The following is a 26,481-nucleotide window of genomic DNA, read 5'->3' as shown; positions in this document are numbered from 1 at the left end:
ATTAAAAACAATTAAAATGAATATTCCAGAAGAATTAAAATACACAAAAGATCACGAGTGGATAGCAATTGAAGACAATATAGCTACCGTTGGTATTACACACTTTGCACAAGGAGAATTAGGAGATATCGTTTATGTAGATGTAGACACATTAGATGATACGGTTGAAGAAGGTGAAGTTTTTGGTTCTGTAGAAGCAGTAAAAACTGTTTCTGATCTATTTATGCCACTTTCAGGAGAGGTAATTGAATTTAATGAAAACTTAGAAGATGAGCCAGAACTAGTAAATAAGGATCCTTACGGAAAAGGTTGGATGATTAAAATTGAAATGTCAGATAAATCACAAATAGATACTTTATTAGATGCTGAAGCATATAAAGAACTTATTAAAAGCTAATTTTATTTTAATTGCCATTGGAATTACAATTTCTATAATATATTTAAGCTTAATAAAAGCTCCAAATTTAAACATAGATTTAAAATTTAATAATATTGATAAAATTTATCATGCAATAGCATATTTTTCTTTAGCTTTTAGCTGGTTATTTACATTTAGAAACAAAAAGAAAAAAAATATTATAATTTTAGGATGTATATTTTTTGGCATAATAATTGAGATATTACAGAATACATTAACAAATTATAGAACTGCAGAATATCTTGATATTGTTGCAAATTTGACGGGTATTTTTACGGCATTAATACTTTTTAATCTTTTATTCAAAAAAAAAAACATTAATTAATGCCTAATGTTGTGTATAAAGCAATAATTTAATTAAATTAGCGAACTATTAAAACTATTTAACAATGCAAATTAAGAAAAGTCCAAAATCAAATTTAGAAAATTACAGTAAAATTTTTATGCAAATTGGCTTAGTTTTAGCACTTTTTGTAACATATGCTGCAATTGAGAAAAAAACTTATGATAAAACTTATGGTGATTTAGGTACTGTTAGTATGAGTGCTGAAATGGAAGAAGAAATTCCTATTACAGAAAGAATAGAACCTGTTAAACCAAAAACTCCACCACCTCCAACACCAGAAAAAATTGAAGTTGTTGAAGATGAGGAAGAAATTGTAGAAACAGTTATAGAATCAACTGAAACTGATGAAACAGAAATGGTTGTTGTTGAAGAGATAGAAGAAGTAGAAGAAGTAGAAGAAGTTGTTGAAGATGTTAGTTTTATGATTATTGAAGATGTACCTGTTTTTCCTGGATGTAAAGGAAACAAAACTCAACTTAAAAGTTGTTTTAGTAAAATGGTACAAAAACACTTTTCTAGAAAATTTGATGCTGATTTACCAAATGAATTAGGATTATCACCAGGTAAGAAAAAAGTTTATATTGGTTTTAAAATTGATAAAAATGGAAACATCGTAAATGTTCAAGCAAGAGCACCTCACCCAAAAATTAAGTCTGAAGTTGTTAAAGTAATGAAACAATTACCTAAAATGAAACCTGGTAGACAAAGAGGGAAACCAGTAGGTGTAAAATATAGTATTCCATTTTCTCTAATTGTTGAGTAAGTTCAAGAACACAAAATTAAAAAAAGGTTAGGATATATATTCTAACCTTTTTTATTTGCTTACTTTTTTTTTAAAATTAAAAGCTTTATATTTACCATATACAAATCTTAATATTTATAATTATTATGGCAGTAATGAAAGTTATTGAAGTATTAGCAAACTCAGATAAAAGCTGGGAAGAAGCTACAAGAAAAGCAGTAAAACAAGCTGCTAAATCTGTAAAAAACATTAAATCTGTATTTGTACAATCACAAAGTGCAGTCGTAAACGGAAATAATGTTACTGAATTTAGAGTAAATCTAAAAATTACTTTTGAAGTAAATTAAAAAATAAAATATTCTACTACAAAAAAAGCGATTTATTTTTACTAAATCGCTTTTTTAAATTTTAACCATAATGAACTATTTACAATTATCACTTATAGCTCTTGTATCAATAATCCATATTTATATCCTTTATTTAGAAATGGCTCTATGGACAACTAAAAAAGGAATAAAGGCTTTTGAATTAAAAAGTAAAGAGTTTGCAGAAGAAACAAAAGTAATGGCTGCAAACCAAGGTTTATATAATGGTTTTTTAGCAGCAGGTTTAATATGGTCAATTATTTCAGAAAAAACAGATGTTGCTCTATTTTTCTTATGCTGTGTTTTTGTGGCTGGTATTTACGGAGCTTTTTCTACAAAAAATAAGCGAATATTATACATACAATCTATACCTGCTGGATTGGGAATTTTAACGCTATTTTTACAATTATAATATTAGTATTTAATTTTTTTTGAATTATTTTTGCCGTCAAATAAAACAAAAAAATGGAAGAATATATTCAGAAAGCAAAACATATTTTAATTGAATATGCACCAAAAGTAATTACTGCTTTAGCAATATTAATTATTGGTTTATTATTAATTAAATTAGTAGTAAAATCAGTAAGAAAAATAATGTCAAAAAGAGGAGTGGATATTTCACTTCAAAAATTTTTAGGTAACTTATTAGGATGGATTCTTAAAATATTATTATTTATTACTGTAATTTCTCAATTAGGTATTGCTACAACTTCATTTGCTGCTATTATTGCTGCTGCTGGTTTAGCTGTTGGTTTAGCATTACAAGGTTCTTTAGCTAATTTTGCAGGTGGTGTATTAATCATGATTTTTAAACCTTTTAAAATAGGTGATTTAGTTGAAGCGCAAGGAGAAATTGGTGTAATTAAAGAAATAGAAATCTTTACAACGAAATTAACTGGATTGTCAAATAAAGAAATCATTATTCCTAATGGAGTTTTGTCAAATGGTACTATTTTAAATTATACTTCAGAAGGAACAAGACGTGTAGATTTAACTATTGGTGTTTCTTACGACGCAGATATTAAAAAAACAAAAGAAGTTTTAATGAATGTTTTAACTTCTCACCCAAAAGTATTAAAAAACCCTGCTCCTAGCGTAAATGTTGCTGAACTAGCAGATAGTTCTGTAAATTTTGCGGTTAGACCTTGGTGTACTACAGATGATTATTGGGATGTTTATTTTGGTGTAACTGAAGATGTTAAAATTGCTTTAGATAATGCTGGAATAGAAATTCCTTATCCACATCAAGTAGAGATTAAAAAATAGGTTTCTTTTTCTTTTCAGGAATTACAACAAAATCTTTTAAATAAAAAGGTTCAAAATAAGCGACATTTTCTATGTCGCTTATTTTGTATTTATGATATGATAACTTTGCCATTTCTTTTGCTGAAGGGAATTTATCATCTATAAAAACTGCATTTTCATGAGTAATAATATCTTTACATTTACGAGACCCATCACCTAAAAAATAAACTTTACCTTTAGTTAATTCTACTGAAAAAGAATTCTCATCAATAATTTCAGCTTTTATTTCTCTTATCTTTTGATGATTTTTATCAAAAATAGCAGCATACACTTCCATTCTACGTGCATCTAACATTGGTATTATAATTCCATCATCAATTGAAATGGAATATGATAAAGATGTTAAAGTATCAATTGAAATTAATGGCTTAATTAAAGCAAAACAAAGCCCTTTTGCGGCAGAAACTCCAATTCTTAACCCCGTATAAGAACCTGGACCTTTACTTATGGCAATTGCATCTAATTGAGTACTCTCAATTTTTGCTTCCTTTAAAATATCGTTTATAAAAGAATGTAAAACTTCTGCGTGAGAATAATTACCATTATTCAATTCTTTTATTGCAATAATATTTCCATTGTTTGCAATACTAACAGAGCAGTTTTTTGTTGCGGTTTCTATATTAAGGATAATTGCCAAATTCTATTTTTTTTACAAAGATAGTATTTCAATAAAAGAAAATTGTATAAGAAAAGACCTTACAAGTTTACAAACTTAAAAGGTCTTTTTTTTTTAAAATATATTTTAATTTAATCTAAAACTAAATCTCCAGCATAAAACTGTAAAACCTTTGTTTTAAAAACATAATCATATTTAGATCTTATTAAAGTAGCTTCTGCGTTTACTAAACGTGTTCTTACTTGATCAAAATCAAACTGAGTCATGGCACCATAATTATAACGCTCTTGGGCATTTTTAAAAGCCTCTTGCTGAGCTTCTAAAGAGATTTTAGCAGCCTCATATGTTTTTAAAGCTGTTTTTACATCTAAAAATGATTGCTCTATGGTTTGCTTTAAACTTAATTTTTCACTCTCTAAGTTTAATTCCGAAAGCTCTTTATTAATTACTGATTGTGCTACACTATTCTTTGTTTGAAAACGATTAAAGATTGGTACACTTATAGACACTCCTAAATTGTACCCTAAGTTATCATTTAATTGTTTAAAAAAATAATCATTAGAAAAAATTTCATTAAATCTGTGACTATAACCAGTACCAGCTCCTCCAAATAAAGTTACAGTAGGAAGGTAAAAACCTTTTGCAATTTTAATATTAAAATCCGCATTTTCAATTGCTAATTTTGCTCTTTCAATTTCTGGCAATCTGTCTAAAGATTTATCGTAAACAATGGTAGAGTTCTTATAAAATAGATTTGCTGAAGGTGTTCCTACATCAACAGGAGCAACATCAAAATTATTAGGAGAAACCTGTAATAACTGCGTTAAATTTAATTTTGCTAAATCTAAAGCATTCTCTTGTGTAATAACAGCTTGTAAATTTGTAGCTGCTGTAGATTGTGTGTTTAACAAATCTCCTTTAGGAATTACACCTGAATTAAACCTACTTTCTGCTGCTTCAATTTGAGTTTTACTTATTTCATATTGAACTTTTGCTGCGCTTAAATTTTCTTTTGCAAAAAGAATATTTAAATATCCATTTACTACAAATAAAGAAATATCATTTTCTATTTTTTGTAAATCTAATAAACTAGATTCTACCCCTAATTGAGCTTGCTTATAGGTGTTTGTATTTCTAAATCCGTTAAAAATAGTTACACTTGAACTTAAATCAAAAGAAGCGTTAAAATTGTCTGTGGAAATTCTTGAATTACTAATATTATCAATTAAAGATCCAAACCCAAATCTATTAGTAGAACTACCTGTTAAATTAGGTAAAAAATTTCCTTTGGCAATGTCTACATCTTTTTTTGCAAGTTCTAAACTTAATTTGTTTTGCTGAATTGTAATGTTTTTTTCTAATGCATAATCAACACATTCTCTTAAGGTCCATTCTTTTTGTGAAAAAGCAGTTAGGGAAGTTAAAACTGTAACTAGTAGTAAAAGTTTAATTTTCAAAACGATTTGTTTTTGGTTGGTTTATGTTGTAAAAATATCAATAAAATAAACAAAAAAATTTGTTTGTCTATAATAAGACGACTAAAAGTAAAATATGTTACATACTTTTAATCTTATTGAAATGTTAATTTTTAGTTTGCTTTCTATATCTATATAAAGTATAAAATAAACCAGCAATTAGTAAATAAGGAAAAATCATTAAGTATGAAATACCATTATTAACACCTTCTGCCATATCAACATCACCATTTTCTACAACTGCTTTACACATTGCACATTGCCCTGATGTAGAATTTACAGAAAAAAACATCAATAAAAATAGTAGAAATGCTTTTTTAAACATAATAAGGAGATATCATTAAATATACGACAACACCAGTAATAGCAACATATAACCAAAGAGGAAATGTAATTTTTGCTATTTTTTTATGATCTTTAAAATTACCCAACTTTGCCCTCATAAAAGTGGTTAATACAAACGGAATTATAATTACTGACAAAATAATATGAGTAATTAAAATAAAATAATAAACGTATTTAATAACTCCTTCTCCTCCAAAACTTGTTGAATTTGATGTCATATGATATGCTATATACATCAGTAAAAAAACTAAAGAACATAGTATTGCAAATGTATTTAATTGTTCGTGTAATTTTTTGTTCCCTTTTTTAATTGCAATAACAGCAGCAATTAAAACAACTGCAGTTAACCCATTAATAGATGCATAAATTGGTGGCAAAAAAGTTAAAGGTTCTATATCAAAACCTAGCTTTTGTAAGTTAATTCCAAATAAAGCTGCAACAGCTAATGGAATTATAATAGATAATATTTTTATAATCTTTTGGTACTTTTTTTCTTGTGATAAATTACTCATTTAATAATAATTTAATGTCTTCTTTTAATTCTTTTATTTGATCCTCAAAACCTTGTTCTTCTATAGCTCTATAATACATTATAGGGTTTCCAAACTCATCTTTTCTAGATCTGATATATCCATCTTTATCTACCAGGGCAAACAAACCTGAATGCTCAAAACCGCCATGTTCTTCATCTCCTTTTCCTGTAAACAATTTAAATCCTTTGTTAGATAAATTGTATACAAAATCACTTGATTTACCTGTTAACAAGTGCCAATTTTTATGAATAATATTATTATTTTTTGCATATGCTTTTAAAATTTCTGGTGTGTCAATTTCTGGAGTAATAGATATTGAAGCAATACCAAATTCCGGATTACCAAAAAATGAATCTTGAATGGTTGTCATTTTCTGATTCATTACTGGGCAAATTGTTGGACAAGTAGAAAAGAAAAACTCCACTACATACACTTTATCTTGATATGTTTTATTGTTAATTATTTTCCCTTCTTGATTTATAAATTCAAAATCAGGGACTTTATTAAACTTTATTAAATCTGTTTTCTTAAAACGATCTACAACCTTTGGAACAGTGTAAATACCAAACAACAAGATAATAAAAGAAATACCTATATAAGCGTTTTTTTTAATCATAATCCAACTTCTTTTCTATCGGCTTTGTTTTCATTCTTACTTTTAAAAGCAGCATAATACTCGTAATAAAGTACTTTTATATCATCTTTTAATTTTCCATTTAATACTGCAACAGAATTCATGTTATATCCAAAAAGTTTGCCATTTTTACTATCAGCATCTTTTATTCTTCCTCTTAGATGACCATCTTTATCAATTAAATATGCCTTAGAAATATAACTGTTTTTTAAACTCTCTCCAGTATTTAAACTACTATAAAATGCTTCTATCTCTTCTTTAGAACTTGCAATAAAATTCCATTTAATCATATCTGTAAAAACTCCTAACTCAATTTTTAATTCTTGTACTTCAGCTTCTTTATCTGATGGATAAATTGCAATTACTTGAAACTTTTTATAATCAGTAAATTTTTTATAAATTTTTTCATTAAAATTAAAAACTCCTGTTTTACTTGCTTTTAAATCTTTTCCTAAAAAACAAACAATTGAAACATTTTCTTTAAAAGTTATTTTTTTACCAGAAGTAATTTCAGAAATATCAACAATATTTTTTGTTACTATTGGCAGTTTTGTAAAATTATTTTCTCCTGTAGAAAGGATTAAAAAACAAATTAAAGGAAAAATAAAAAGTAAAAATAAGACGACTCTTTTCTTTGTAAAGAATTTCATACTCAGAATTTTTTATAATTAAGTTTAATATTAAAGCAGGTTAAGCGTATAAAAAAAGGCGGTTAAAACCACCTTTATATTTTTAAACTACCATTTTACAAGTGGTGCTAATGTGCTATATAAATAACCTCCTTCTATTAAGAGCAGTGTTACAAGATAGCAAATTAGAAAAACTGCAGACCAAACTACTGATCTTCTTAAAGCTTTCTTTTCTCCTTCCATGTGCATAAATGCCCAAGTAATGTAATATGCTTTTAAAAGCGTTAGTAAAATAAATATCCAGTTTAATGGGCTTGTTCCAAAAAAACTTGTTAAATGAAGGGAATCATATTTTTCTATCCCTAAAAATACTTCTACAATTGTAATTACAGATAGTAAACCGAAGACTACCCATATTCTTTTTGTATTTGACTCGTGTGCGTGTGCCATTTTATAAACCTTTTATAATTAAACTAAGTAAAAGAATGTGAATACAAATACCCAAACTAAATCTACAAAGTGCCAATATAATCCAACCTTTTCTACCATTTCATAGTGTCCTCTTTTTTCATATGTTCCAAGAACAACATTAAAGAAAATGATTATGTTTATTAAGATTCCAGAAAAAACGTGAAATCCATGAAATCCTGTAATAAAGAAAAAGAAATCTGCGAAAATAGTATTACCATATTCATTAACCTTTAAATCGGCTCCTTCAACAACCATTTTACCTTTTCCTAATTCTGATAATCCTTTTTCTCTTGATAAAACAATTTTTTGTTTTAAATCAGCATTAATTTGTTCACTTCTAATTTGTATAGAAGGATCTGCCTTATAAGAAGCCATTATTTGAGCAACAGAATATTGAGGAAGAGCTTTTCCACTCTCAAACCATAAACCGTTTTTTCTTGTATGTTCTTCTCTATAATCTAATCTATCTCCTACTACAAAGTCAGACAATGCTATTTGATGCCCGTCTTTAACAAATTGTAAAATTTTACCATCAGTAGTTTTTACTGCTCCATAAGAACCTTTAATAAAGGTATTCCATTCCCAAGCTTGAGAACCAAGAAAAATTAAACCTCCAATTATGGTTGCAAACATATACCAAGCAACTTTATTCTTTTGCATTTTATGACCTGCATCTACCGCTAAAACCATAGTTACAGAAGAAAAAATTAGTACAAATGTCATAAAAGCGACATAAATCATTGGATAATTACCATGTATAAATGGGATATGTGTAAACACCTCATCTGCAATTGGCCAAGAATCGATAAACTTAAAACGGGTTAAACCGTAAGCTGCTAAAAATCCTGAAAATGTTAATGCATCAGAAACGATGAAAAACCACATCATCATTTTACCATAACTTGCCCCTAACGGTTGTGGCCCACCACCATTCCAAGTTTCTTCGATTTCAGAAGATACAGCAATATTTGCTTCCATAAATTATTCTATAAATTAATTATTTAATAGTTTGCCAAAAATAACTATTTTTCATCATCTAATAAAATAGAAAAAGAAAAATAGATAAATCCATAATATATCTACAAAATGCCAAAAGATTGCGCCTAGTTCAAAGCCTAGCATATCATTTGGTTTGTACTTGTATTTAAAATGATTATAAATTACAACCAAAATTACAATTAAGCCTGCAAGCAAGTGCAAAACATGCATAAAAGTAATTCCTATTATAAAAGATGTTGACACAGTACTTTCTGGTCCTGTAAAAAATAACCCTACACTTTTTAGTTGATTAAACCCTACATATTGTTGCCAAATAAAACCAACGCCTAAAAGCAAAGTTACAACTACAAAAATTAAAGATATTTGTCTTCTATTTTGTTTTAAAAATCTTTGCGATAAAAAGAAAGTAATACTACTAGCAATAATTAAAACAGTACTAATGTAAAATGCCTGAGGTAAATCAAAAGCAACCCAGTCATCTCGTTTCATACTAATTACATAAGCACTAGTAAGTCCTGCAAAAAACATAACCATACTAATCATAGAAACCCACAACATTGGTTTTGCCGATTTCTTTTTAGCTATAGTTAATTCTTGTTGTAATGTTTGTTCGTTTATCATTTTAATGTAAAAATTTATCAACTACATATACAATTTGTATTACAGTTATATATAAAACACTTGATAACATTAGTTTTCTGGCATCTGTATTTTTTTCTGTTCTATGTAAAACTACTGCATAATATAACATTACCACCCCCAATAAAGCTACAATAGCGGCTGTTAATGGATGAATATAAAATGTACCTGAGACTTTTAAAACAGGTGCTATAGAAACCAAAATCATTATTAATGTGTAAAAAATAATTTGCTTTACCGCTGCTTTATCTTTAGTATTCATTGGTAACATATTAAAGCCTGCTTTTTTATATTCTTCAAATTGCAACCAACCTATTGCCCAAAAATGTGGAAATTGCCAAAAAAACTGAATCATAAATAAAAACCCAGCCTCTATTCCAAATTCATTTGTAGCTGCAACCCAACCTAACATAAATGGAATTGCTCCAGGAATTGCGCCAACAAAAACAGCTAATGGTGTTACGGCCTTTAATGGCGTATATGCACTTGTATATAAAAAAATAGAAATAGCACCAAATAAAGCTGTTTTAGGATTAATGCTATATAAAATTGAAATTCCTAATAAAGTAAAAAGAATAGCAATAGACATTGCAACATTTACAGACATTCTCCCTGTAGGTAATGGTCTGTTTTTAGTACGAAGCATTAATGAATCTGTGTCTTTTTCTATAATTTGATTAAATGCATTTGATGCACCAACCATAAAAAAACCACCAATAGCTAATAAAGATAATGTTGTAAAATTTATGACATCAACAGCTAATAAATATCCGGCAACAGAAGAAAAAACAACACTCAAAGACAACCCAACTTTGGTAAGCTGCTTTAAGTCTGATACTATTGTATTCATGGAGTTTTTTGTATCTGATATTACTGTTGAATTCATTCAATCTTAATTCGAATGCAAAGATATTTTATAAATATGAATTTACCATAGAAATAACTCTATTTTGTTTATAAACTGCATAAAAAAACCCACTCAATAAATTGAGCGGGAAAATTGCTATGAAAAAGAAAAAGTGTGACTTAATTAAAAATCACGCCTCAAATATATATTTTTTCTTTAAAAAAAAGGTTCTAAAATTATATTTTTTTTAAAATAGTTTAAATTTTGGTTATTAATTTGTTAAAATAGTGTGATTTATTAAAAAATAATTCCTTTTCTAAAAGAATTTATTTGTTAAAGCAGAACAAAAATAGTCTAAGAAAGCAAGATATTTTATCAAATAAAACAATTTATAATTTTAGTTTTGTTTTATTCCTTTCTCTATTTTCTCATTTGTATATAGATCTGCAATTGTTGGATTTTCTGAACAATTTTTTATTTGAATAAAATCATCATTAACTTTTACAAAACCAGTTTTTATAACTTTAAAATAAACACCACACATGGTTGTATTCCAAAATTGTTTTATAATAGTCATATCTTCAAAACGAATTCCTAACTTATAACACGGATTTCTTTGCAAAGTTGCTTCTAAAACAGCATTACCTACTTTAAAAGTATCACCTACATGAATCTTAGTTTCATCTATATCATCAATGGTTAAGTTTTCTCCAAAAATTCCAAATTTCCAATCTAAATTCGGAAACTTTGGTTTCCAAAATTCATAATGTTTCAAAGAATATCCATATATAGCTTGCAATACTCCTCCATGATCTTCTCTATTACAAATTGCATCTCCTCTAACATCTTCTACATCTAAAAAAATTGGATTTTGTACTGAGTATTTAAAAATACCTGTTTCAAATGTTTTATTCTCCCAAACGACTTCTTGCCGTTTACCAATATTTGTAGAAACAATCTTCATAAAATTATTTTTTAGAAAATTTTGCCAATGCTTTTTTTGTAAATTCTGATAAAACTAATTCTCCAGAAATCGCAGCTCTTTCTGCCAGCAACTCGTTCCAATTATCAGTATTTTCCCATAACACTTTTTTCATTTCTAAAAGAGCTACAGGGTTGTATGAAGCTAATTTTTGCACAAATATTTCAACTTCATTATCTAACTCTTTTTTATTTTCAAAAACTTTAGCATACAATCCTTTATCTTTCGCCCAATAAGCATTTTGCCAACTTGTTGCATCTAAAGTTAATTCTGACAAAGCAGCCAAACCAATTTTTCGTTTTACTACAGGTTCAATAACAAATGGTCCTATTCCAATTGATAACTCAGATAATTTTACCGAAGCTTTTTCTGTTGCAAAAACATAATCACACGCAGCAACTAAACCAACCCCTCCTCCAACAACTTTTCCTTGAACACGGCCAACAATCAACTTACTACAAGTTCTCATTGCATTAATTACATTTGCAAAACCAGCAAAAAACTGCTTACCTTCTTCTAAATTTGTGATAGCCATTAATTCACTAAAAGATGCACCTGCACAAAATGCTTTTTCTCCTTCAGATTTTAAAATAATAACTGATATGTAATTATTATTAGAAAGCAAATTAAGTTCATTTGCTAGCCTATCTAACAGTTCACTTGGAAAAGAATTACTAGCAGGGTGTCCAAATTCTATAGTGGCAATATTATTTTGAATATTGGTAAATAAACTCCCATTTTTTCTTGTAGTTGTCATAAAATTAAAGTTTTATCAAAAATAGGTTTTTATTATATAAATAAACATCTAACACAATTAAGTTGCAAAAACACTTCTACTTATTTCTTCCTTTTTCATTTGGATATAATACTGGTAAATTATCACTTTGAAAAACCTCTTTTGTATCAATATTTACTGCGGATACTTTTCCTTTAAAAGCAGCACCTGTATCAATATTCCAAACATTTGCAATATTAACCGGTAATGATTTATTATAATTAGTTGTTGGTGTATGACCAATATAAATTTCATTATAATGTTGAAGTCTTTTTGGGTAAAAAATAGAATCTTTTTCAATTGACTTATCCATCACAATAAGCATTTCCCATAAAGATCTATCTAAGTAAAAATATTCTTGATGCTTCTCTTTTTCTACACCATGCAAAGAAGTAAAACCTGCGTGTAAAAACAATCTATTCTCTTGATCTATGTGATATAATGGTAAATTTTGAAAAAAGATAAGATGTTGTTTTTTATCTTCTTCAGAAAAGCCTTGATAACTTTCCATAGTTTCTTTACCTCCATGTAAATACCAAGATGGATTAACGTCTTTTGAGTCTTTTAACCAGTTTTGACACCAAACATCATGGTTTCCTTTAATAAAAATACAATTAAACTTTTGGGCTAATTCTATTAAAAACTGTACAACCTGGGCAGATTCACTCCAACCATCTACATAATCGCCCATGAAAACAATCTTATCACCATCTTTTAATTCTAATTTATTTAAAACCTGAATTAAAGCTTTTAAGCCCCCATGAATATCTCCAATTGCAAAAGTTCGCATATTATTATTTTTATAAAAACAAAGCTACTATTTTATATAAAAATTGAAGTAATATATTTTTAAAAATATTGACCGATTCCAAAAACAAAACCACCTTTAGATTCTCCAGAATTATTAGAAACTCTAAATCCGTAATCAATTCTAAACGTTGCGTTGTATATTTTTTTACTGATAAATCGTAAACCTAAACCAGAATAAACCCTTATGTTATCACTTTTTGTAAAATCATTTAATGCTCCTCCAGGTTTTCTCCAGGTTCCAAAATCTAAAAAAGTATTGGTTTGAATTGCCAACCATTTTTTATCATAAAGTGTATATCTATATTCTGAGTTTAAAACAAAACTTCCAGTACCTCTATCAACTAAAATTCCAACACCCCTTAAATTAATATTATTGTCAATAGCAAAAGGTGCAAAAGGAGAATTTTCATTTGATGATAATCCAAAACGCACTCTATTTGCCCAATTTGCTTTTTCTCCTATTCTTTTAAAATAAAAAAAATCGTTCCAAGCAATCAAAAAATCTTTTTGAAAAGCATTATTAGAGGTTACAAATTGCGCAAATAAAACGCTTTTAAAACCACTTGTATATTGATAATAATAATCTAAATCATCATAAGAATAGACAAATTTTAATAGTACTTTATCTAAATCTAAAAAACGCGGGATTGAAGGTCTAATATTTCCTGATAAATATTGGTATTTCTCATTAAAAAAGTTAATACCAAAATTAATTTCATTTTTTAAATTGATTTGAAATAAACCCAAAATTTCAAAAGATATATTATTGTACAGGTAATTGGCAGACTCATTTTCGAAATAAAGTGGTTCTTCACTTTTCCAGTTTTGATGATTTATTGCTAAACCCCATTTTTTTGAAAACAAATTTGAAGCTCTAAAATTTATAGCATAGGTATCAAAACCATTATTCTGATAAAATCCCCCTAAAGTAATATTTCTTCCTAAAAAATTGTAATCATACAAACCTAATTTATATGCAAATTGATTATTAGTTGTAGTCCAAAAATTTATTTCAGGATTAATTGTAATATTCTCTTCGATAGTTATTATTACATCATAAAAATTATTACGTTTTTGTATAACCTTATAAAAAGCATGACCAACTGAGGGTAACCTTTTTAATAAAACAATATCTTTATCTAAAGTTACAGAATCTAAAACCTGCCCTTCTTTAAGAGATAACAAGTTATATAAAAATTGAGGCTTTGTTTTTTTTTCTCCTTTAATTAAAACTTTTGAAACTATTTTTTCTTGAGATGAAATTGTAAAACTCATCAGTAAAAAAAGGACAAAAAACAGTGAGCTTTTAAAGTTCATTATTCAGCTATGAAAGTTTGTTCAATAATTAAATTTACCCAATTATCTTCACTAACCCCCATTAACGTAAAATTGTATTCTTCATCTTCTATTAAATCATCTGGTGTATCCTCAGTAATATTTAAAACAACATTACTGGTATCATAATATTGAAAATAATTATCAGTTGTGTAAGTGCCAGATAAAAAAGTATCATCTGCATCAGAAATTACTTGAAAATAAATTACATTGTCTGTAATACCATAATCTGACCACGTAAACTTAGGTGTTAACATTGATGGGTATTCAATTGTAACATCTTCTTCCCAAATAGTTTCGCTAGTTGTATTTTTTAACCGAATTGGGTCTGAAATATGAAATTTACCATCGGTCAAATAGGTAACAATACTCCATGCTTCATTAGAATCTGATCTAGAAAATTTTTGTAAAGTTCCATCAAAAACATCGTCACTATCTAATAAACTTCTTCTGTAATTAGAAAAATCTGTTTCATCTACATCTGTTCCGTCAGTTTCATAATATCTTATTTCTGTAGCACCATCAACAGGATAATAGTAAATGTAACAAATACTTTCACTTAAACTTGCGGCACATGCAATAACATTGTCTATTTCTCTATCTGAATTTACATCTAAATACTCTTGTAAGTTTCTGGGTGTGGTAATATCATTATCTTCAGAACATGAGATAAATATAATTAATATAGTTGCTAAAAATATCTTTTTAATTTGCATATAATTTTCTTAATAATTCTTCTGCTGGTTTATTTTGCGGTGTAAATCTGTTATCGTTTTCTCCTCCAGAATCCTCATGATCAATAAACCATTTCCAAATAAATCCACCCGCAAACCAATCTTCATTCCAAAATTGATTATGTATTGCTTGTAAACCATTTACTTGAGCTTGTAAATTTACATTATCTATAACTCTATTAAAATCCCAAGGTTTTTTTCCTGTAAAATCGACACTTCGGTAACCAAATTCAGTAAACAATACTTTTCTTTTATATCTTTTCTGAATCTCTATAATTTCTTTTTTATGAGGTTGCCATCCATTCTCAAAATCAATTACAGTTGGAGATTTTACGTCACTTAAAGGAAAGTAAGCATCTACACCTATAAAATCTAATTCTCCCCAAAAAGTTACTCGTTTAAATTCGTCCCAATTTGAGGCATAGGTTAACTTACCTTTATATACTTCTCTAATTTTTTTAATTAGTTGTTGCCAATATTTTGGTCTTTTTGCTACAAAGTATTCTAATTCTGTTCCAATACAAAATATTTCAGCTTTCATTTTTTGAGCTGACTTTGCATAGGTTAATATAAAACTTTGATAAGAATCTTCTAAAACCTTCCAATCTTTTTCAGAATCCATTTCAATTAACCCTGTAAACTCTCCATTATAAACCCAAATATGGGGTTTTACCATAATTCTAATACCATTCTTCTGAAGATTTTCCGCATATTGTTCTATGCCTTTTTCAGTTTCACCAAACCATTGTCTATCCGTATTATGATTAATTATTGGTGAGGATAGTTTTTTAATAAAACCAAAAGGCATCAATGCAACATAATTGCTTTGCGCCTTTAAAACTGGATTAATATGTTTAGAATTAATATGTTTTGGAGATGCAACAAAACTTAATCCGTTAATTTTCTTTGACTGACTATTGCATGAAAATTGTAAAAAAAATAGCAATAAAAAAAGGAGTTTATTTGTTTTCATAAATTCCTTAAAAATACTACTATTTACTAAAACAACGCTCTTAAACCAATGTTAAAACTTTGTCCTAATCCGGTATCATTTCCTCGTACAAATTTACTGTATAAAATTTCTAAATTTAGCAACTGTGTTAATTGATATTTACCTCCAAAACCCAAAGCAGTATAATCTTGTGTAAAATCTCCAAAACGTTGAGAATGTTGCACAAAACCTAAAACAGTAGATTTATCTGACGGAAAATAACTCATAAAAATCCCTGGAGCTACAACAAATGTTTTATTTGCAAAACTAGCTTCATCACCAAAATTATATTCGGTATTTAGCTCTGTAAATAATTGCCAATTTCCACTTGGCAAAGTATAATCATAAAAAAACCTGTTCTGAAAAGTGTATGCAGTTTGATCTAAAAACACATTATTTTCAGATTCATTATTTATAATAGGAATATGAAAAGCAGATTGAATTGAGAAATTACCAACACCTTCAATTGGCTGCCATTTTATTGCTGGCGCTAAAGAAGACAAACCGTTTCTTGAGCTTAAATCATCTGCAAAACTAAAAACAGAAGTAGCACTTTTACCATTAATTGTGTTAGATCTATATTCTAATAACAAACCAATATTTAATCTATTGTTATCTGAAATACCTGTAAAAACATCTAAAGTTGATGTAAAATAATTTTCTCTGTCTTTATCAAATTTAACACCATCAAACTTGGCTTTTGTTTCTGTATATAAATTATTAAAAAACTTAACATCCCACTGACCTTTGTCTAGTAGTTTAGAAGGCGTATAGGTTTGAATATTACTTTTTGTAGTATCATCATCTTCTTGCGCTTGTGTATTAAAACTAACTACTAAAGCTGTAATTAATAAAATTTTTGATATGCTATTTTTCATCTTATGATTCATTTAATTTTAAATAATCTTTTAACTACAACATCAGTCTATCAATAATTATAATACTTACACTTTTTAAAAACTATAAATTATTTAAAACAATTCTAAATTACTTTTACCAATTAAGGTATTAACTTTAGCTTCGACTTAAAAGCAAGAAACAAACCTACTATGGAACATATTGTTATTATTGGAAATGGAATTTCTGGTGTTACCGCTGCAAGACATATCAGAAAAAAATCTGATAAGAAAATCACGTTAGTTTCAGCTGAAACAAAATATTTTTTTTCTAGAACTGCACTCATGTACATTTACATGGGGCACATGAAATTTGAGCACACTCAACCTTATGAAAACTGGTTTTGGGATAAAAATAAAATAGACTTAAAAGAAGGTTTTGTAAACAAAATAAATACAGATAAAAAAACACTTGAGTTTAAAGATACTTCTACACTTACTTATGACAAATTAATTATTGCAACCGGATCTAAACCTAATAAATTTGGTTGGCCAGGTCAAGATTTAAAAGGTGTTATGGGCATGTATCATAAACAAGATTTAGAAAATCTAGAAAAATATGCACCAAATAATAAAAAATGTAAAAGAGCAGTAATTGTTGGTGGTGGATTGATAGGAATTGAACTTGCTGAAATGTTAAGAAGTAGAAATATTCCTGTTACTTTTTTAGTACGGGAAGCTAGTTTTTGGAACGGAGTTTTACCTGCACAAGAATCGGAAATGATTAATAAACATATTAAAGAACATCATATAGATTTGCGTTTGAGTACCAATTTAAAAGAAATTAAATCTGATGAAAACGGACACGTAAAATCTGTAATTCTTGAAGAAACTGGCGAAGAAATTCTATGTAACGTTGTGGGGCTAACAGCTGGTGTTTCTCCAAATATCGATTTCATAAAAGAATCTAAAATTGATACAAAAAGAGGTGTTTTGGTCAATCGTTTTTTAGAAACAAACATGAACGATGTTTATGCTATTGGTGATTGTGCAGAACAACATGAAGCAATTGGGCAACGTAGAAATATTGAAGCAGTTTGGTATACAGGAAGAATGATGGGAGAAACTCTTGCGCAAACTATTTGTGGCAATAAAACCGAATACAAACCTGGCCATTGGTTTAATTCTGCTAAGTTTTTAGATATTGAATATCAAACTTATGGATGGGTTTTTAGTGAACGTAACAAAAAAGATAACGAAGTTTATTTTCAATGGCAACACCCAAAAGATAATAAATGTATTACTATTTCATATGATACAAATTCAAATTTATTTTTAGGGATAAACACATTTGGAATTAGAATGCGTCATGAAATTTTTGACAAATGGCTTACAGAAAAAAAATCTGTAGAATATGTTTTAGAATATTTAGCCGATGCTAATTTTGATCCTGAATTTTACAAACTACACGAAGCTGAAATTGTAACAAAATTCAATAAAGAAAAAGGCAAAAACATTCAATTAAAAAAGAAAAGTTGGAAACGAATTTTTAGCAAAGATGTCTAAAACATCTTTAAAAATTACTAAAAACAGACTTATAACACAAAAAACATTATTTTGAAAATTATACAAAAAGTAGGATTAATTATCTTTTTAATAGGATTATCAATTTTTACAGCATCTATTTTTACCGGCTCCTTTAATTTAACACAAACAGAATTAGATACTTTTATTTCTGAAAAAGGTTATAAAAGTGAAATCTTAAAAGAAGAACTTTCTAAAGCCATTGTAACAGGTGAAAGTTTAAATATTTTTCAATTTTCTGCAAAAGTTAGAAACGCTTTTAAAACATCAAACAATCATTATGATGCGTTAATTTCAAAATACAATTCAGAAAAAAACTGGACTGAAAAAGGTAAACAATATCAATATAAAATATCTGGAAAACCACATTCTTTAAGCTACGCTTTAGCTAAAAAATCTGGCAAAGGGTTTATTAAAGAGAATCAAGGTTTAGCCTGGTTTTTAACTTTTGGATTGGGTATTATTGGTGCACTTATGTTTATTGTACCAAATGTTATAATTTTAGGGCCATCCGGTATAAAAAATGATGGTGTTTTTCTAGAAGCAGCAACAAATAGAGGTTGGATTGGCTGGTTCGCATTCATCTTTTTAGTTACATTTTACATCTTGCTTTATTTTAAACCAGATTTAATTGTAAACTGGGTGTATTTAGTTGATCCAATAAGTATTTTCATAAGTAAAAAAGCTGCAAGTCAATGGTTTTTATATGGATTTTTATACTGTGTTGTAATGACAGTTATGGCTGTAAGAATGTATATAAAATATCGTCATAATAAATATCAAATTTTAAGAACAACATCGGTACTATTCTTTCAAATTGTATTTGCTTTTTTAATTCCAGAAATTTTAGTTCGTTTCGAAAAACCTTGGTACGATTTTAAAAATGCGTTTCCTTTAGATTATGATTTTTTCTTCAAATGGAATTTAAACGAACTACTTGCAAATGGAACTTTTGGTTTATTCATATTAATTTGGGGAGTTATTTTAACCATAGTTGTAGTTCCTGTAATGGTATATTTCTTCGGAAAAAGATGGTACTGTTCTTGGGTTTGTGGTTGTGGAGGATTAGCAGAAACTTTAGGAGATCCTTACAGGCAATTATCTAGTAAAACACTGCTTTCTTGGAGAGTAGAACGTATTGTAATTCATTCTGTTTTAATATTTGTGCTAGTAATGACAGGCTTTGCTTTGTACACATTCTTTTCTGGCGCAAGTGAACTTATAGGAATTAAAACACAAATAATTCAAGATATTTATGGCTTTTTAATAGGTTCTATTTTTGCTGGTGTAATTGGTACTGGTTTTTATCCAATTTTTGGAAACAGAGTTTGGTGTAGATTTGGATGTCCTTTGGCTGCATATTTAGGCTTTATCCAACGTTTTAAATCTAGATTTAGAATTACAACTAACGGTGGACAATGTATTTCTTGTGGAAATTGCTCTACTTATTGCGAGCAAGGAATTGATGTGAGATCTTATGCTCAAAAAGGAGAAAACATTGTACGTTCTAGTTGTGTTGGATGCGGAATTTGCTCTGCAGTTTGTCCAAGAGGAGTTTTAAAATTAGAAAATGGTCCGGAAAATGGGAGAATTAATCCCACTGAAATTTTATTAGGAAACGATGTTGATTTGATGAATTTTCTAAACAAAAAATAATGTTTCAAAAACATATTATTCTTTTCTTTTTATTGATAAACACCGTGGTTTTTTCACAAAAAAAATACCATAGAGAGTATTATGCTAATGGTAAAATAAAAGCAGAAGGTTGGATTATTGAAAAGCAAAAATCAAAATATTGGAAATATTACTATAAAAATGGCGTCCTAAAAAAAGAAGGGCATTTTAAAAACAATTTAGAAACCAATTATTGGTACTTTTACAGCAAAAATTCTCTTCTTGAAAAAGAAGGGCATTTTAAAGAAGGTCAAAAAAATAATTGGTGGTTGTTTTATGACAAAAAAGGAAACGTAGATCATAAATGCCAATTAAAAAATAATCAGAAAAATGGTTATTGTTTACTTTATCAAAAGAAAAAATTGGTAAAGGCTTCTAAATTTAAAAAAGGAAGAAAAATTAAAGAATGGAAAGATTTTTCATCTTTTAAAAAAGAGAATAATCTATTGGATTTAAGATAAATGAAACCCATAATAAAAGTAATTATTCCTGCTTTTAATGAGCAAGATTCTATTGCAAATGTCATTAATGACATTCCTAATTCTGTAAATGAAATTATTGTAATCAGCAATAACTCTACAGACAATACAGAAATCAACGCAAAAAATGCTGGAGCAACTGTTTTAAAAGAACCCAAAAAAGGGTATGGCTTTGCTTGTTTAAAAGGAATGGATTACATTTCTAAACAAGAAATAAAACCAGATATAATTGTTTTTTTAGATGGCGATTATTCTGATTTCCCTGAACAATTAACCGAAATTACTTCACCTATTATTAATGATAATCTAGATTTTGTTGTTGGTACTCGGGTAAAAAAATTGCGAGAAAGTGGTTCTATGACACCTCAACAAGTTTTTGGTAATTGGCTTGCAACATTTTTAATGAAATTATTTTTTGGTGCAAAATTTACAGATTTAGGTCCTTTTAGGGCAATTAAATATCAAAAACTTTTAGACCTAAAAATGCAAGATAAAACCTATGGTTGGACGGTAGAAATGCAACTAAAAGTATTAAAGCAAAAAATGAACTATATAGAAATACCTGTAAAATATAGAAATAGAATTGGAGTCTCAAAAGTTTCAGGTACGGTAAAAGGTACTATATTTGCGGGGATTAAAATTTTAGGTTGGATTTTTAAATATAGTTTTAAATAATGATTTTAGAGTATATAATTATTGCAGTTTACACAATTTGTTTGTTACTTATTTTTATGTATGCAATAGCGCAATTAAACCTATTATTAAACTACTTAAAGCATCTAAACAAGGAAGATAACTCTCCAAAATTCGATTTCTCAAATCCTGAAGAAATTCCTTTTGTAACCATACAATTACCTGTTTTTAACGAATTGTATGTAATGGAACGTTTGTTAAAAAATATCGAAAAATTAGAATATCCAAGAGAGAAATTAGAGATTCAAGTTTTAGACGATTCTACAGATGAATCTGTAGAAATGACAGCAAAATTAGTCAAAGAAATTGAAGCAAAAGGAATTGATATACAACACATTCAAAGAACCAATAGACAAGGTTTTAAAGCAGGTGCTTTAAAAGAAGGTTTAAAAACATCTAAAGGAGAATTTGTTGCCATTTTTGATGCTGATTTTTTACCTAAAAAAAATTGGTTACTACAAACAATTCCGTATTTCAAAAACTCAGAAATTGGCGTTGTTCAAACAAGATGGGGGCACATCAACAGAAATTATTCTACGCTTACAAAAATTCAAGCATTTGCTTTAGATGCACATTTTACACTAGAACAAGTTGGTAGAAGTAGTAAAGGACATTTTATAAACTTTAACGGAACTGCAGGTATTTGGCGTAAAGAATGTATTTATGACGCTGGTAATTGGGAGGGTGATACACTTACGGAAGATTTAGATTTAAGTTATAGAGCGCAACTTAAAAATTGGAAATTTAAATATTTAGAAAATGTAGAAACCCCAGCTGAATTGCCTGTTGTAATTAGCGCAGCAAGATCTCAACAATTTAGATGGAACAAGGGTGGAGCAGAGAATTTTCAAAAAATGATTAAGAGAATTATCATCAATAAAAACACCTCTTTTAGAACCAAAATTCATAGTTTACTACATTTGCTAAACAGCTCGATGTTTACGTGCATCTTTTTAGTAGCAGTTTTAAGTATACCTATGTTGTATATTAAAAATGAATATGCACATTTAAAACCTTATTTTTATGTAATGAGCTTCTTTGTAACTAGCTCTATTATCTTCTTTATTTGTTATTGGCATATGTACAAAAATACTTATGGCGGTGGTTTTAAAAACTTCTTTAAATATATTGGAGCGTTTTTTACATTTTTCTCAATAGCAATGGGCTTTTCTTTACATAATACAATTGCCGTTTTAGAAGGTCATTTTGGTAAAAAAAGTGAATTTGTAAGAACACCAAAATTTAATTTAAAAGGCTTAAAAGATGGTTGGAAAACCAATAAATACATCAGTAAAAAACCATCAATACATGTTGTTTTAGAAGGTTTATTGGCTGTATATTTTATTTTTGGAATGTACAGTGCATTTATTGTTGGAGATCAAGGTGGAGATTTTGGATTATTCCCATTTCACTTTATGCTTTTTATAGGGTTTTCTTACGTTTTTTTTAAATCAATTTTTTCAAAAGCGTAATGTCTTTTTTATCAAAAAATAAAGATATTCTACTAATTTCAATAAGTACAATACTCTATTTTTTCTTTGCCTATTTTTTAGAAAGAACCGAATTTAATAAACTAATTATTCTATGGTTTTCTCTCTTTGTGTGTTTTTATTGGTTGATTAAAAAAAATACAATTTCTTTTTCTACTTTAGTAGGTGTTTCTATTCTTTTTAGGTTTATTTTCTTATTTGCAACGCCTAATTTATCGCAAGATTTCTATAGATTTATTTGGGATGGCCGCATGATTTTAGAAGGGTTAAATCCGTATTTATCATTACCAGAAACATTTATACAACAAGGGTTGAATCCTATAGCAGAAGCATCAGATTTGTATAATGGAATGGGTGAAATGAATGGAAGTCATTACACCAATTATCCGCCAATAAATCAATTGTGTTTTTTAATTGCTGCTATCTTTTCTAGCAAAAATATCTTTGGTTCTATTATCGTTTTAAGATTGATAATTATTCTTGCCGATATTGGTATTCTCTATTTTGGAAAGAAACTTTTAGAACGATTAAATCTTCCAATAAAAAATATTTTCTGGTATATTTTAAATCCTTTTATCATTATAGAAATGACAGGGAATTTACATTTTGAACCAGTAATGTTATTCTTTTTAATTGGAGGATTGTACAAATTACATCAACAAAAATGGATTTTAGCTGCTATTCTAATTGCATGTTCTATTTCAGTAAAGTTAATTCCTTTATTGTTTTTGCCTTTGTTTTTTCAATGGTTTGTTAAGAAATCTAATCATAAAGAAAAATGGGGGCTTAATTTCTTAGGAATCAAAAAATTAATTTCATTTTACAGTATTATTCTTACAACCATAATTATTTTATTTCTTCCTTTTTATTCTTCAGAATTAATTTCCAACTATTCTAATTCAGTAGGATTATGGTTTCGTAATTTTGAATTCAATGCAAGTTTTTATTATATTTTTAGAGAAATTGGCTTTCTTTTTAGAGGCTATAATGAAATTGCTATTATTGGAAAAATAATGCCAATTCTAACCATTATCTTCTTACTAATTATTACATTTTTTAGAAAAAACAAAACAGAAACTCAATTAATAACAGCCATGTTATTTGGTTTGTCTTTCTATTATTTTACAGCAACTACTGTACATCCTTGGTATGTTGCAACTCCAATAATTCTATCAGTTTTTACTAAATATAAGTTTCCAATTATCTGGAGTTTGGTTATCATTTTAAGTTATCAAGCGTATTCTAATTTACCTTGGAAAGAAAATTTATGGTTTGTTGCAATAGAATATTTTGTGGTATTTGCTTTTTTAATTTATGAAATAAAAAATAAGAATATAAAAATATAAAAAAACTGATAATTTAATAATTTATTGAAACACGGAGTCCTTATAATTTTATACCTTAGTGGCTAATTTTTTTATATGAAGAAACTTACCATAAAAGATATTGCCAAACAATTTAGTGTATCTATTTCTACAGTTTCTAAAGCATTGAATGACAGCTACGAAATTAGTGAAGCTACGAAAGAAAAAATTCAGAAATACGCTAAAGAAAACAATTACAAGCCTAATTTTAACGCATTAAGTTTAAAGAACAGAAGCACTAAAACAATTGGAATCATCATTCCAACCATGTTAAAATATTTTTTCGCTCAAGTTTTTAAAGGAATCGAAAAAGCAGCTTTAGAAAGAGGCTACAAAGTAATTGCTTGTATTTCTAACGAATCTTACAATAAAGAAGTTGAAATTATTGAAATGCTTTCTAATGGTAGTATAGATGGCTTTATTATTTCTTTAGCAAAAGAAACCGAATTAAAACAAAATTTTAAACACTTTCAAAATGCTATTGATAATGATACGCCAATTGTAATGTTTGATAGAGTTGCACAAACTTTAAATTGCGATAAAATTATTACTGATGATTTTAATGGCGCTCAAAATACAGTAGAATATTTATACAAAACTGGTCATAAAAATATTGCATTTGTTTCTACAATGAGTGATTTTCATATTGGTAAACAACGTTTTTTAGGATACAAAAAAGGGCTCGAAAATGTTGGTATAAAATTTAACGAAAACTTAGTCATCAATATTTTAGAAAGAGATTACAAAAAATACGAATCTATTTTAATTCCTTTTTTACAAAATAATAAAATAGACAGTATAATAACCACAGGAGAATCTGCCGCTGTTGCTTCTATGAAAGCAGGTATTAAAACCGGTAAAGAAGTACCAAAAGATTTATCTGTAATTCCTTTTTCTAACGGAATTTTAGCAAGACACTCAAGTCCTAAAATGACAACTATTAGTCAGCATGGAGAATTAATGGGAGAAACTGCTGCTAAAATTTTGATTGATAAATTAGAGAAAAAAAACAAAGACACCATTACTAAAGTAATTACAACTGATTTAGTAATTAGAGATTCTACCAAATAAAAATGATTGATTTTTCGAAAGTAAAATTGGTTGTTTCCGATATGGATGGGACTTTGCTTAACTCGAAAAGTGAAGTTAGTAAATGTTTTTTTCAACTTTTTAAACAATTACAAGAACACAATATTATTTTTTGTGCCGCAAGTGGTAGACAATATAATAGTATTGTTGATAAATTAGCATCCATAAAAAATGAAATTTTTGTGATTGCAGAGAATGGCGCAATTGCTAAAAAAAATGATAAAATTTTACTTTTAAATTCATTAGCATCAGAAAAAACCATCAATGTAATTCCTGTTTTAAGAGAAATTAAAGGCGCAAACATTGTTTTATGTTCTCAAGATTCTGCTTTTATAGAATCTAAAGATGAACGTTTTATTGATTTATTTCAAGAGTATTATCGTAATTTTCATATTGTTGATGATCTAATTGACGTTGCTAAAACAACACCTATTTTAAAAATTGCAGTCTATCATTTTAATTCTTCTGAAGTTTTTATTTATCCTTTTGTAAAACATTTAAAAGAAGATGTTTTACTCAAAGTTTCTGGACAAAATTGGTTAGATATTTCTGATGAAAAAGCCAATAAAGGAAATGCTTTAAGAGAAGTACAACAACTCTTAAACATTACAAAAGAGGAAACGATGGTTTTTGGTGATTATCATAACGATATAGAAATGATGCAAGAAGCACATTTTAGTTTTGCTATGGAAAACGCACATAAAGACATAAAAGAAATTGCAAATCATACTACAGAAAGTAATAATAATTTTGGTGTTGAGAGTATTTTAGAACAATTGATTGAAACTAAAGCATAATAAAAATGCCTCAACAAAGTTGAAGCATTTTTTATTAAATAGGTTGTATCCAAAGTAAATGTTTCCATTTTTCTTTTTCTTTTAAAACTAACAGAATATTTACTGTTAAGAATACTCCTGTTTGAAGCAGCTCTACCAACTCATCGGGTTCTAAAAATAAATGGAACAAAAATATGTGCAGTGTAATTGGCAATAAAAATAAAGCACCAATAAAACCTGTTCCTTGGATTATTAAAAGAAAACCAAAAAGTAATTCGCAAATTCCTAATACTTGCCAAAAATATCCAGTTTGTTTTGCACCACTTATGTACAAAATCTTTTGAAGTGTGTTTTCTTTTTCTGGAGAAGTAAACTTTTGCGCCTTTGAAACTACTTCAATAGGTTTAGGAATTGGTTTTTTAAACTTATTGATTCCTCCATAAATCATAAAACCTCCTAAAAATAATCTTAATGCAATATAAAATATGCTAATATATTTTTTCAT

Annotated in this window: 32 protein-coding genes; 14 read left to right on the top strand and 18 right to left on the bottom strand. The window is 27.8% G+C overall.

Features of this window, described 5'->3' with window-relative positions; genetic code table 11:
• Positions 1–16: 16 nt before the first annotated feature.
• The 6 genes from gcvH to Q0733_RS10940 all read left to right on the top strand — a co-directional run bounded on the left by gcvH (position 17) and on the right by Q0733_RS10940 (position 3,137).
• Complete coding sequence (gcvH, locus tag Q0733_RS10965) at positions 17–397, top strand: glycine cleavage system protein GcvH (RefSeq protein WP_298782284.1); 381 nt, start codon at positions 17–19, stop codon at positions 395–397.
• Entirely contained in the window at positions 363–743 is a 381-nt protein-coding gene (locus tag Q0733_RS10960; protein WP_298782283.1) for a VanZ family protein, read from the top strand. The genes gcvH and Q0733_RS10960 overlap by 35 nt, the downstream gene beginning before the upstream one ends.
• 64 nt (positions 744–807) lie before the next feature.
• Entirely contained in the window at positions 808–1,527 is a 720-nt protein-coding gene (locus tag Q0733_RS10955) for an energy transducer TonB (protein WP_298782282.1), read from the top strand.
• 125 nt (positions 1,528–1,652) lie between these two features.
• The gene (locus Q0733_RS10950; protein ID WP_298782281.1) at positions 1,653–1,853 is read left to right on the top strand and encodes a dodecin family protein; all 201 of its coding nucleotides are present in this window, start codon (positions 1,653–1,655) and stop codon (positions 1,851–1,853) included.
• Positions 1,854–1,923: 70 nt separating this feature from the next.
• Positions 1,924–2,283 (top strand): DUF1304 domain-containing protein, encoded by a 360-nt coding sequence (locus Q0733_RS10945; RefSeq protein WP_298782280.1) that lies wholly within the window; start codon positions 1,924–1,926, stop codon positions 2,281–2,283.
• A 53-nt stretch (positions 2,284–2,336) separates the two neighbouring features.
• Positions 2,337–3,137, top strand: a complete 801-nt coding sequence (locus Q0733_RS10940) for a mechanosensitive ion channel domain-containing protein (protein ID WP_298782279.1) — start codon at positions 2,337–2,339, stop codon at positions 3,135–3,137.
• Here the strand turns inward: Q0733_RS10940 and tsaB are convergent.
• The 17 genes from tsaB to Q0733_RS10855 all read right to left on the bottom strand — a co-directional run bounded on the left by tsaB (position 3,127) and on the right by Q0733_RS10855 (position 16,869).
• Positions 3,127–3,813: a tRNA (adenosine(37)-N6)-threonylcarbamoyltransferase complex dimerization subunit type 1 TsaB gene (gene tsaB, locus Q0733_RS10935; protein ID WP_298782278.1), complete on the bottom strand. Its 687-nt coding sequence runs from the start codon at positions 3,811–3,813 to the stop codon at positions 3,127–3,129. The two genes, Q0733_RS10940 and tsaB, sit on opposite strands and share 11 nt — an antisense overlap.
• Positions 3,814–3,923: 110 nt before the next feature.
• Positions 3,924–5,249, bottom strand: coding sequence for a TolC family protein (locus Q0733_RS10930; protein ID WP_298782277.1), 1,326 nt, complete (start codon positions 5,247–5,249; stop codon positions 3,924–3,926).
• A 124-nt stretch (positions 5,250–5,373) separates the two neighbouring features.
• Positions 5,374–5,559 (bottom strand): hypothetical protein, encoded by a 186-nt coding sequence (locus tag Q0733_RS10925; RefSeq protein ID WP_298782276.1) that lies wholly within the window; start codon positions 5,557–5,559, stop codon positions 5,374–5,376.
• A gap of 25 nt (positions 5,560–5,584) precedes the next feature.
• Entirely contained in the window at positions 5,585–6,124 is a 540-nt protein-coding gene (locus Q0733_RS10920) for a DUF420 domain-containing protein (RefSeq protein ID WP_298782275.1), read from the bottom strand.
• Positions 6,117–6,761: an SCO family protein gene (locus tag Q0733_RS10915; RefSeq protein ID WP_298782274.1), complete on the bottom strand. Its 645-nt coding sequence runs from the start codon at positions 6,759–6,761 to the stop codon at positions 6,117–6,119. The genes Q0733_RS10920 and Q0733_RS10915 overlap by 8 nt, the downstream gene beginning before the upstream one ends.
• Positions 6,758–7,429 (bottom strand): hypothetical protein, encoded by a 672-nt coding sequence (locus Q0733_RS10910; protein WP_298782273.1) that lies wholly within the window; start codon positions 7,427–7,429, stop codon positions 6,758–6,760. The genes Q0733_RS10915 and Q0733_RS10910 overlap by 4 nt, the downstream gene beginning before the upstream one ends.
• Positions 7,430–7,516: 87 nt before the next feature.
• A complete protein-coding gene (locus Q0733_RS10905; protein WP_298782272.1) occupies positions 7,517–7,858 on the bottom strand; it encodes a cytochrome C oxidase subunit IV family protein in 342 nt (113 codons plus the stop codon).
• Positions 7,859–7,876: 18 nt separating this feature from the next.
• Entirely contained in the window at positions 7,877–8,857 is a 981-nt protein-coding gene (locus Q0733_RS10900; RefSeq protein ID WP_298782271.1) for a cytochrome c oxidase subunit 3, read from the bottom strand.
• 54 nt (positions 8,858–8,911) lie between these two features.
• Complete coding sequence (locus Q0733_RS10895) at positions 8,912–9,499, bottom strand: cytochrome c oxidase subunit 3 (protein WP_298782270.1); 588 nt, start codon at positions 9,497–9,499, stop codon at positions 8,912–8,914.
• Position 9,500: 1 nt separating this feature from the next.
• Entirely contained in the window at positions 9,501–10,403 is a 903-nt protein-coding gene (cyoE, locus tag Q0733_RS10890) for a heme o synthase (RefSeq protein ID WP_298782269.1), read from the bottom strand.
• 358 nt (positions 10,404–10,761) lie between these two features.
• Positions 10,762–11,328 (bottom strand): MOSC domain-containing protein, encoded by a 567-nt coding sequence (locus tag Q0733_RS10885; RefSeq protein WP_298782268.1) that lies wholly within the window; start codon positions 11,326–11,328, stop codon positions 10,762–10,764.
• 4 nt (positions 11,329–11,332) lie between these two features.
• Positions 11,333–12,103, bottom strand: coding sequence for an enoyl-CoA hydratase/isomerase family protein (locus Q0733_RS10880; protein ID WP_298782267.1), 771 nt, complete (start codon positions 12,101–12,103; stop codon positions 11,333–11,335).
• A gap of 76 nt (positions 12,104–12,179) precedes the next feature.
• A complete protein-coding gene (locus Q0733_RS10875) occupies positions 12,180–12,911 on the bottom strand; it encodes a metallophosphoesterase family protein (RefSeq protein WP_298782266.1) in 732 nt (243 codons plus the stop codon).
• A gap of 59 nt (positions 12,912–12,970) precedes the next feature.
• Positions 12,971–14,206: a POTRA domain-containing protein gene (locus tag Q0733_RS10870; protein ID WP_298782265.1), complete on the bottom strand. Its 1,236-nt coding sequence runs from the start codon at positions 14,204–14,206 to the stop codon at positions 12,971–12,973.
• Positions 14,207–14,247: 41 nt separating this feature from the next.
• A complete protein-coding gene (locus Q0733_RS10865; RefSeq protein ID WP_298782264.1) occupies positions 14,248–14,982 on the bottom strand; it encodes a hypothetical protein in 735 nt (244 codons plus the stop codon).
• Positions 14,972–15,973 (bottom strand): glycoside hydrolase, encoded by a 1,002-nt coding sequence (locus tag Q0733_RS10860; RefSeq protein WP_298782263.1) that lies wholly within the window; start codon positions 15,971–15,973, stop codon positions 14,972–14,974. The genes Q0733_RS10865 and Q0733_RS10860 overlap by 11 nt, the downstream gene beginning before the upstream one ends.
• Positions 15,974–15,999: 26 nt before the next feature.
• Entirely contained in the window at positions 16,000–16,869 is an 870-nt protein-coding gene (locus tag Q0733_RS10855; protein ID WP_298782262.1) for a transporter, read from the bottom strand.
• Positions 16,870–17,040: 171 nt separating this feature from the next.
• On the opposite strand from Q0733_RS10855, the gene Q0733_RS10850 reads away from it, so the two are divergent.
• The 8 genes from Q0733_RS10850 to Q0733_RS10815 all read left to right on the top strand — a co-directional run bounded on the left by Q0733_RS10850 (position 17,041) and on the right by Q0733_RS10815 (position 25,997).
• On the top strand, positions 17,041–18,393 hold the full coding sequence (locus Q0733_RS10850; protein ID WP_298782261.1) for an FAD/NAD(P)-binding oxidoreductase: 1,353 nt from the start codon (positions 17,041–17,043) through the stop codon (positions 18,391–18,393).
• Positions 18,394–18,444: 51 nt separating this feature from the next.
• Entirely contained in the window at positions 18,445–20,067 is a 1,623-nt protein-coding gene (locus Q0733_RS10845; protein ID WP_298782260.1) for a 4Fe-4S dicluster domain-containing protein, read from the top strand.
• Positions 20,067–20,546, top strand: coding sequence for a hypothetical protein (locus Q0733_RS10840; protein WP_298782259.1), 480 nt, complete (start codon positions 20,067–20,069; stop codon positions 20,544–20,546). The genes Q0733_RS10845 and Q0733_RS10840 overlap by 1 nt, the downstream gene beginning before the upstream one ends.
• Positions 20,547–21,239: a glycosyltransferase family 2 protein gene (locus Q0733_RS10835; RefSeq protein ID WP_298782258.1), complete on the top strand. Its 693-nt coding sequence runs from the start codon at positions 20,547–20,549 to the stop codon at positions 21,237–21,239.
• Positions 21,239–22,729, top strand: a complete 1,491-nt coding sequence (locus Q0733_RS10830; RefSeq protein ID WP_298782257.1) for a cellulose synthase family protein — start codon at positions 21,239–21,241, stop codon at positions 22,727–22,729. Before Q0733_RS10835 ends, Q0733_RS10830 begins: the two co-directional genes overlap by 1 nt.
• Complete coding sequence (locus tag Q0733_RS10825) at positions 22,729–24,093, top strand: mannosyltransferase (RefSeq protein ID WP_298782256.1); 1,365 nt, start codon at positions 22,729–22,731, stop codon at positions 24,091–24,093. The genes Q0733_RS10830 and Q0733_RS10825 overlap by 1 nt, the downstream gene beginning before the upstream one ends.
• A gap of 75 nt (positions 24,094–24,168) precedes the next feature.
• The gene (locus Q0733_RS10820; protein ID WP_298782255.1) at positions 24,169–25,182 is read left to right on the top strand and encodes a LacI family DNA-binding transcriptional regulator; all 1,014 of its coding nucleotides are present in this window, start codon (positions 24,169–24,171) and stop codon (positions 25,180–25,182) included.
• Between the two features lie 2 nt (positions 25,183–25,184).
• Positions 25,185–25,997, top strand: a complete 813-nt coding sequence (locus Q0733_RS10815) for an HAD family hydrolase (protein WP_367276312.1) — start codon at positions 25,185–25,187, stop codon at positions 25,995–25,997.
• A 34-nt stretch (positions 25,998–26,031) separates the two neighbouring features.
• Here the strand turns inward: Q0733_RS10815 and Q0733_RS10810 are convergent, their stop codons facing one another.
• Positions 26,032–26,481, bottom strand: coding sequence for a DoxX family membrane protein (locus Q0733_RS10810; RefSeq protein ID WP_298782254.1), 450 nt, complete (start codon positions 26,479–26,481; stop codon positions 26,032–26,034).

The organism is uncultured Polaribacter sp. (genome assembly GCF_947500975.1).
GTDB lineage: Bacteria > Bacteroidota > Bacteroidia > Flavobacteriales > Flavobacteriaceae > Polaribacter.
Note: the sequence above shows the minus strand (reverse complement) of the source record. Positions and strands in the feature narration are given on the sequence as shown.

Excerpts from the sequence above, each read along its gene's own strand:
- Q0733_RS10830 (WP_298782257.1), top strand. The coding sequence starts at position 21,239 with ATGATTTTAGAGTATATAATTATTGCAGTTTACACAATTTGTTTGTTA.
- Q0733_RS10835 (WP_298782258.1), top strand. The coding sequence starts at position 20,547 with ATGAAACCCATAATAAAAGTAATTATTCCTGCTTTTAATGAGCAAGAT.
- Q0733_RS10925 (WP_298782276.1), bottom strand. The coding sequence starts at position 5,559 with ATGTTTTTTTCTGTAAATTCTACATCAGGGCAATGTGCAATGTGTAAA.
- Q0733_RS10960 (WP_298782283.1), top strand. The coding sequence starts at position 363 with ATGCTGAAGCATATAAAGAACTTATTAAAAGCTAATTTTATTTTAATT.
- Q0733_RS10820 (WP_298782255.1), top strand. The coding sequence starts at position 24,169 with ATGAAGAAACTTACCATAAAAGATATTGCCAAACAATTTAGTGTATCT.
- gcvH (WP_298782284.1), top strand. The coding sequence starts at position 17 with ATGAATATTCCAGAAGAATTAAAATACACAAAAGATCACGAGTGGATA.
- Q0733_RS10825 (WP_298782256.1), top strand. The coding sequence starts at position 22,729 with ATGTCTTTTTTATCAAAAAATAAAGATATTCTACTAATTTCAATAAGT.
- cyoE (WP_298782269.1), bottom strand. The coding sequence starts at position 10,403 with ATGAATTCAACAGTAATATCAGATACAAAAAACTCCATGAATACAATA.
- Q0733_RS10920 (WP_298782275.1), bottom strand. The coding sequence starts at position 6,124 with ATGAGTAATTTATCACAAGAAAAAAAGTACCAAAAGATTATAAAAATA.
- Q0733_RS10880 (WP_298782267.1), bottom strand. The coding sequence starts at position 12,103 with ATGACAACTACAAGAAAAAATGGGAGTTTATTTACCAATATTCAAAAT.
- Q0733_RS10945 (WP_298782280.1), top strand. The coding sequence starts at position 1,924 with ATGAACTATTTACAATTATCACTTATAGCTCTTGTATCAATAATCCAT.
- Q0733_RS10895 (WP_298782270.1), bottom strand. The coding sequence starts at position 9,499 with ATGATAAACGAACAAACATTACAACAAGAATTAACTATAGCTAAAAAG.
- Q0733_RS10815 (WP_367276312.1), top strand. The coding sequence starts at position 25,185 with ATGATTGATTTTTCGAAAGTAAAATTGGTTGTTTCCGATATGGATGGG.
- Q0733_RS10950 (WP_298782281.1), top strand. The coding sequence starts at position 1,653 with ATGGCAGTAATGAAAGTTATTGAAGTATTAGCAAACTCAGATAAAAGC.
- Q0733_RS10855 (WP_298782262.1), bottom strand. The coding sequence starts at position 16,869 with ATGAAAAATAGCATATCAAAAATTTTATTAATTACAGCTTTAGTAGTT.
- Q0733_RS10860 (WP_298782263.1), bottom strand. The coding sequence starts at position 15,973 with ATGAAAACAAATAAACTCCTTTTTTTATTGCTATTTTTTTTACAATTT.
- Q0733_RS10900 (WP_298782271.1), bottom strand. The coding sequence starts at position 8,857 with ATGGAAGCAAATATTGCTGTATCTTCTGAAATCGAAGAAACTTGGAAT.
- Q0733_RS10940 (WP_298782279.1), top strand. The coding sequence starts at position 2,337 with ATGGAAGAATATATTCAGAAAGCAAAACATATTTTAATTGAATATGCA.
- Q0733_RS10870 (WP_298782265.1), bottom strand. The coding sequence starts at position 14,206 with ATGAGTTTTACAATTTCATCTCAAGAAAAAATAGTTTCAAAAGTTTTA.
- Q0733_RS10865 (WP_298782264.1), bottom strand. The coding sequence starts at position 14,982 with ATGCAAATTAAAAAGATATTTTTAGCAACTATATTAATTATATTTATC.
- Q0733_RS10955 (WP_298782282.1), top strand. The coding sequence starts at position 808 with ATGCAAATTAAGAAAAGTCCAAAATCAAATTTAGAAAATTACAGTAAA.
- Q0733_RS10885 (WP_298782268.1), bottom strand. The coding sequence starts at position 11,328 with ATGAAGATTGTTTCTACAAATATTGGTAAACGGCAAGAAGTCGTTTGG.
- Q0733_RS10840 (WP_298782259.1), top strand. The coding sequence starts at position 20,067 with ATGTTTCAAAAACATATTATTCTTTTCTTTTTATTGATAAACACCGTG.
- Q0733_RS10905 (WP_298782272.1), bottom strand. The coding sequence starts at position 7,858 with ATGGCACACGCACACGAGTCAAATACAAAAAGAATATGGGTAGTCTTC.
- Q0733_RS10850 (WP_298782261.1), top strand. The coding sequence starts at position 17,041 with ATGGAACATATTGTTATTATTGGAAATGGAATTTCTGGTGTTACCGCT.
- Q0733_RS10915 (WP_298782274.1), bottom strand. The coding sequence starts at position 6,761 with ATGATTAAAAAAAACGCTTATATAGGTATTTCTTTTATTATCTTGTTG.
- Q0733_RS10810 (WP_298782254.1), bottom strand. The coding sequence starts at position 26,481 with ATGAAAAAATATATTAGCATATTTTATATTGCATTAAGATTATTTTTA.
- Q0733_RS10875 (WP_298782266.1), bottom strand. The coding sequence starts at position 12,911 with ATGCGAACTTTTGCAATTGGAGATATTCATGGGGGCTTAAAAGCTTTA.
- Q0733_RS10910 (WP_298782273.1), bottom strand. The coding sequence starts at position 7,429 with ATGAAATTCTTTACAAAGAAAAGAGTCGTCTTATTTTTACTTTTTATT.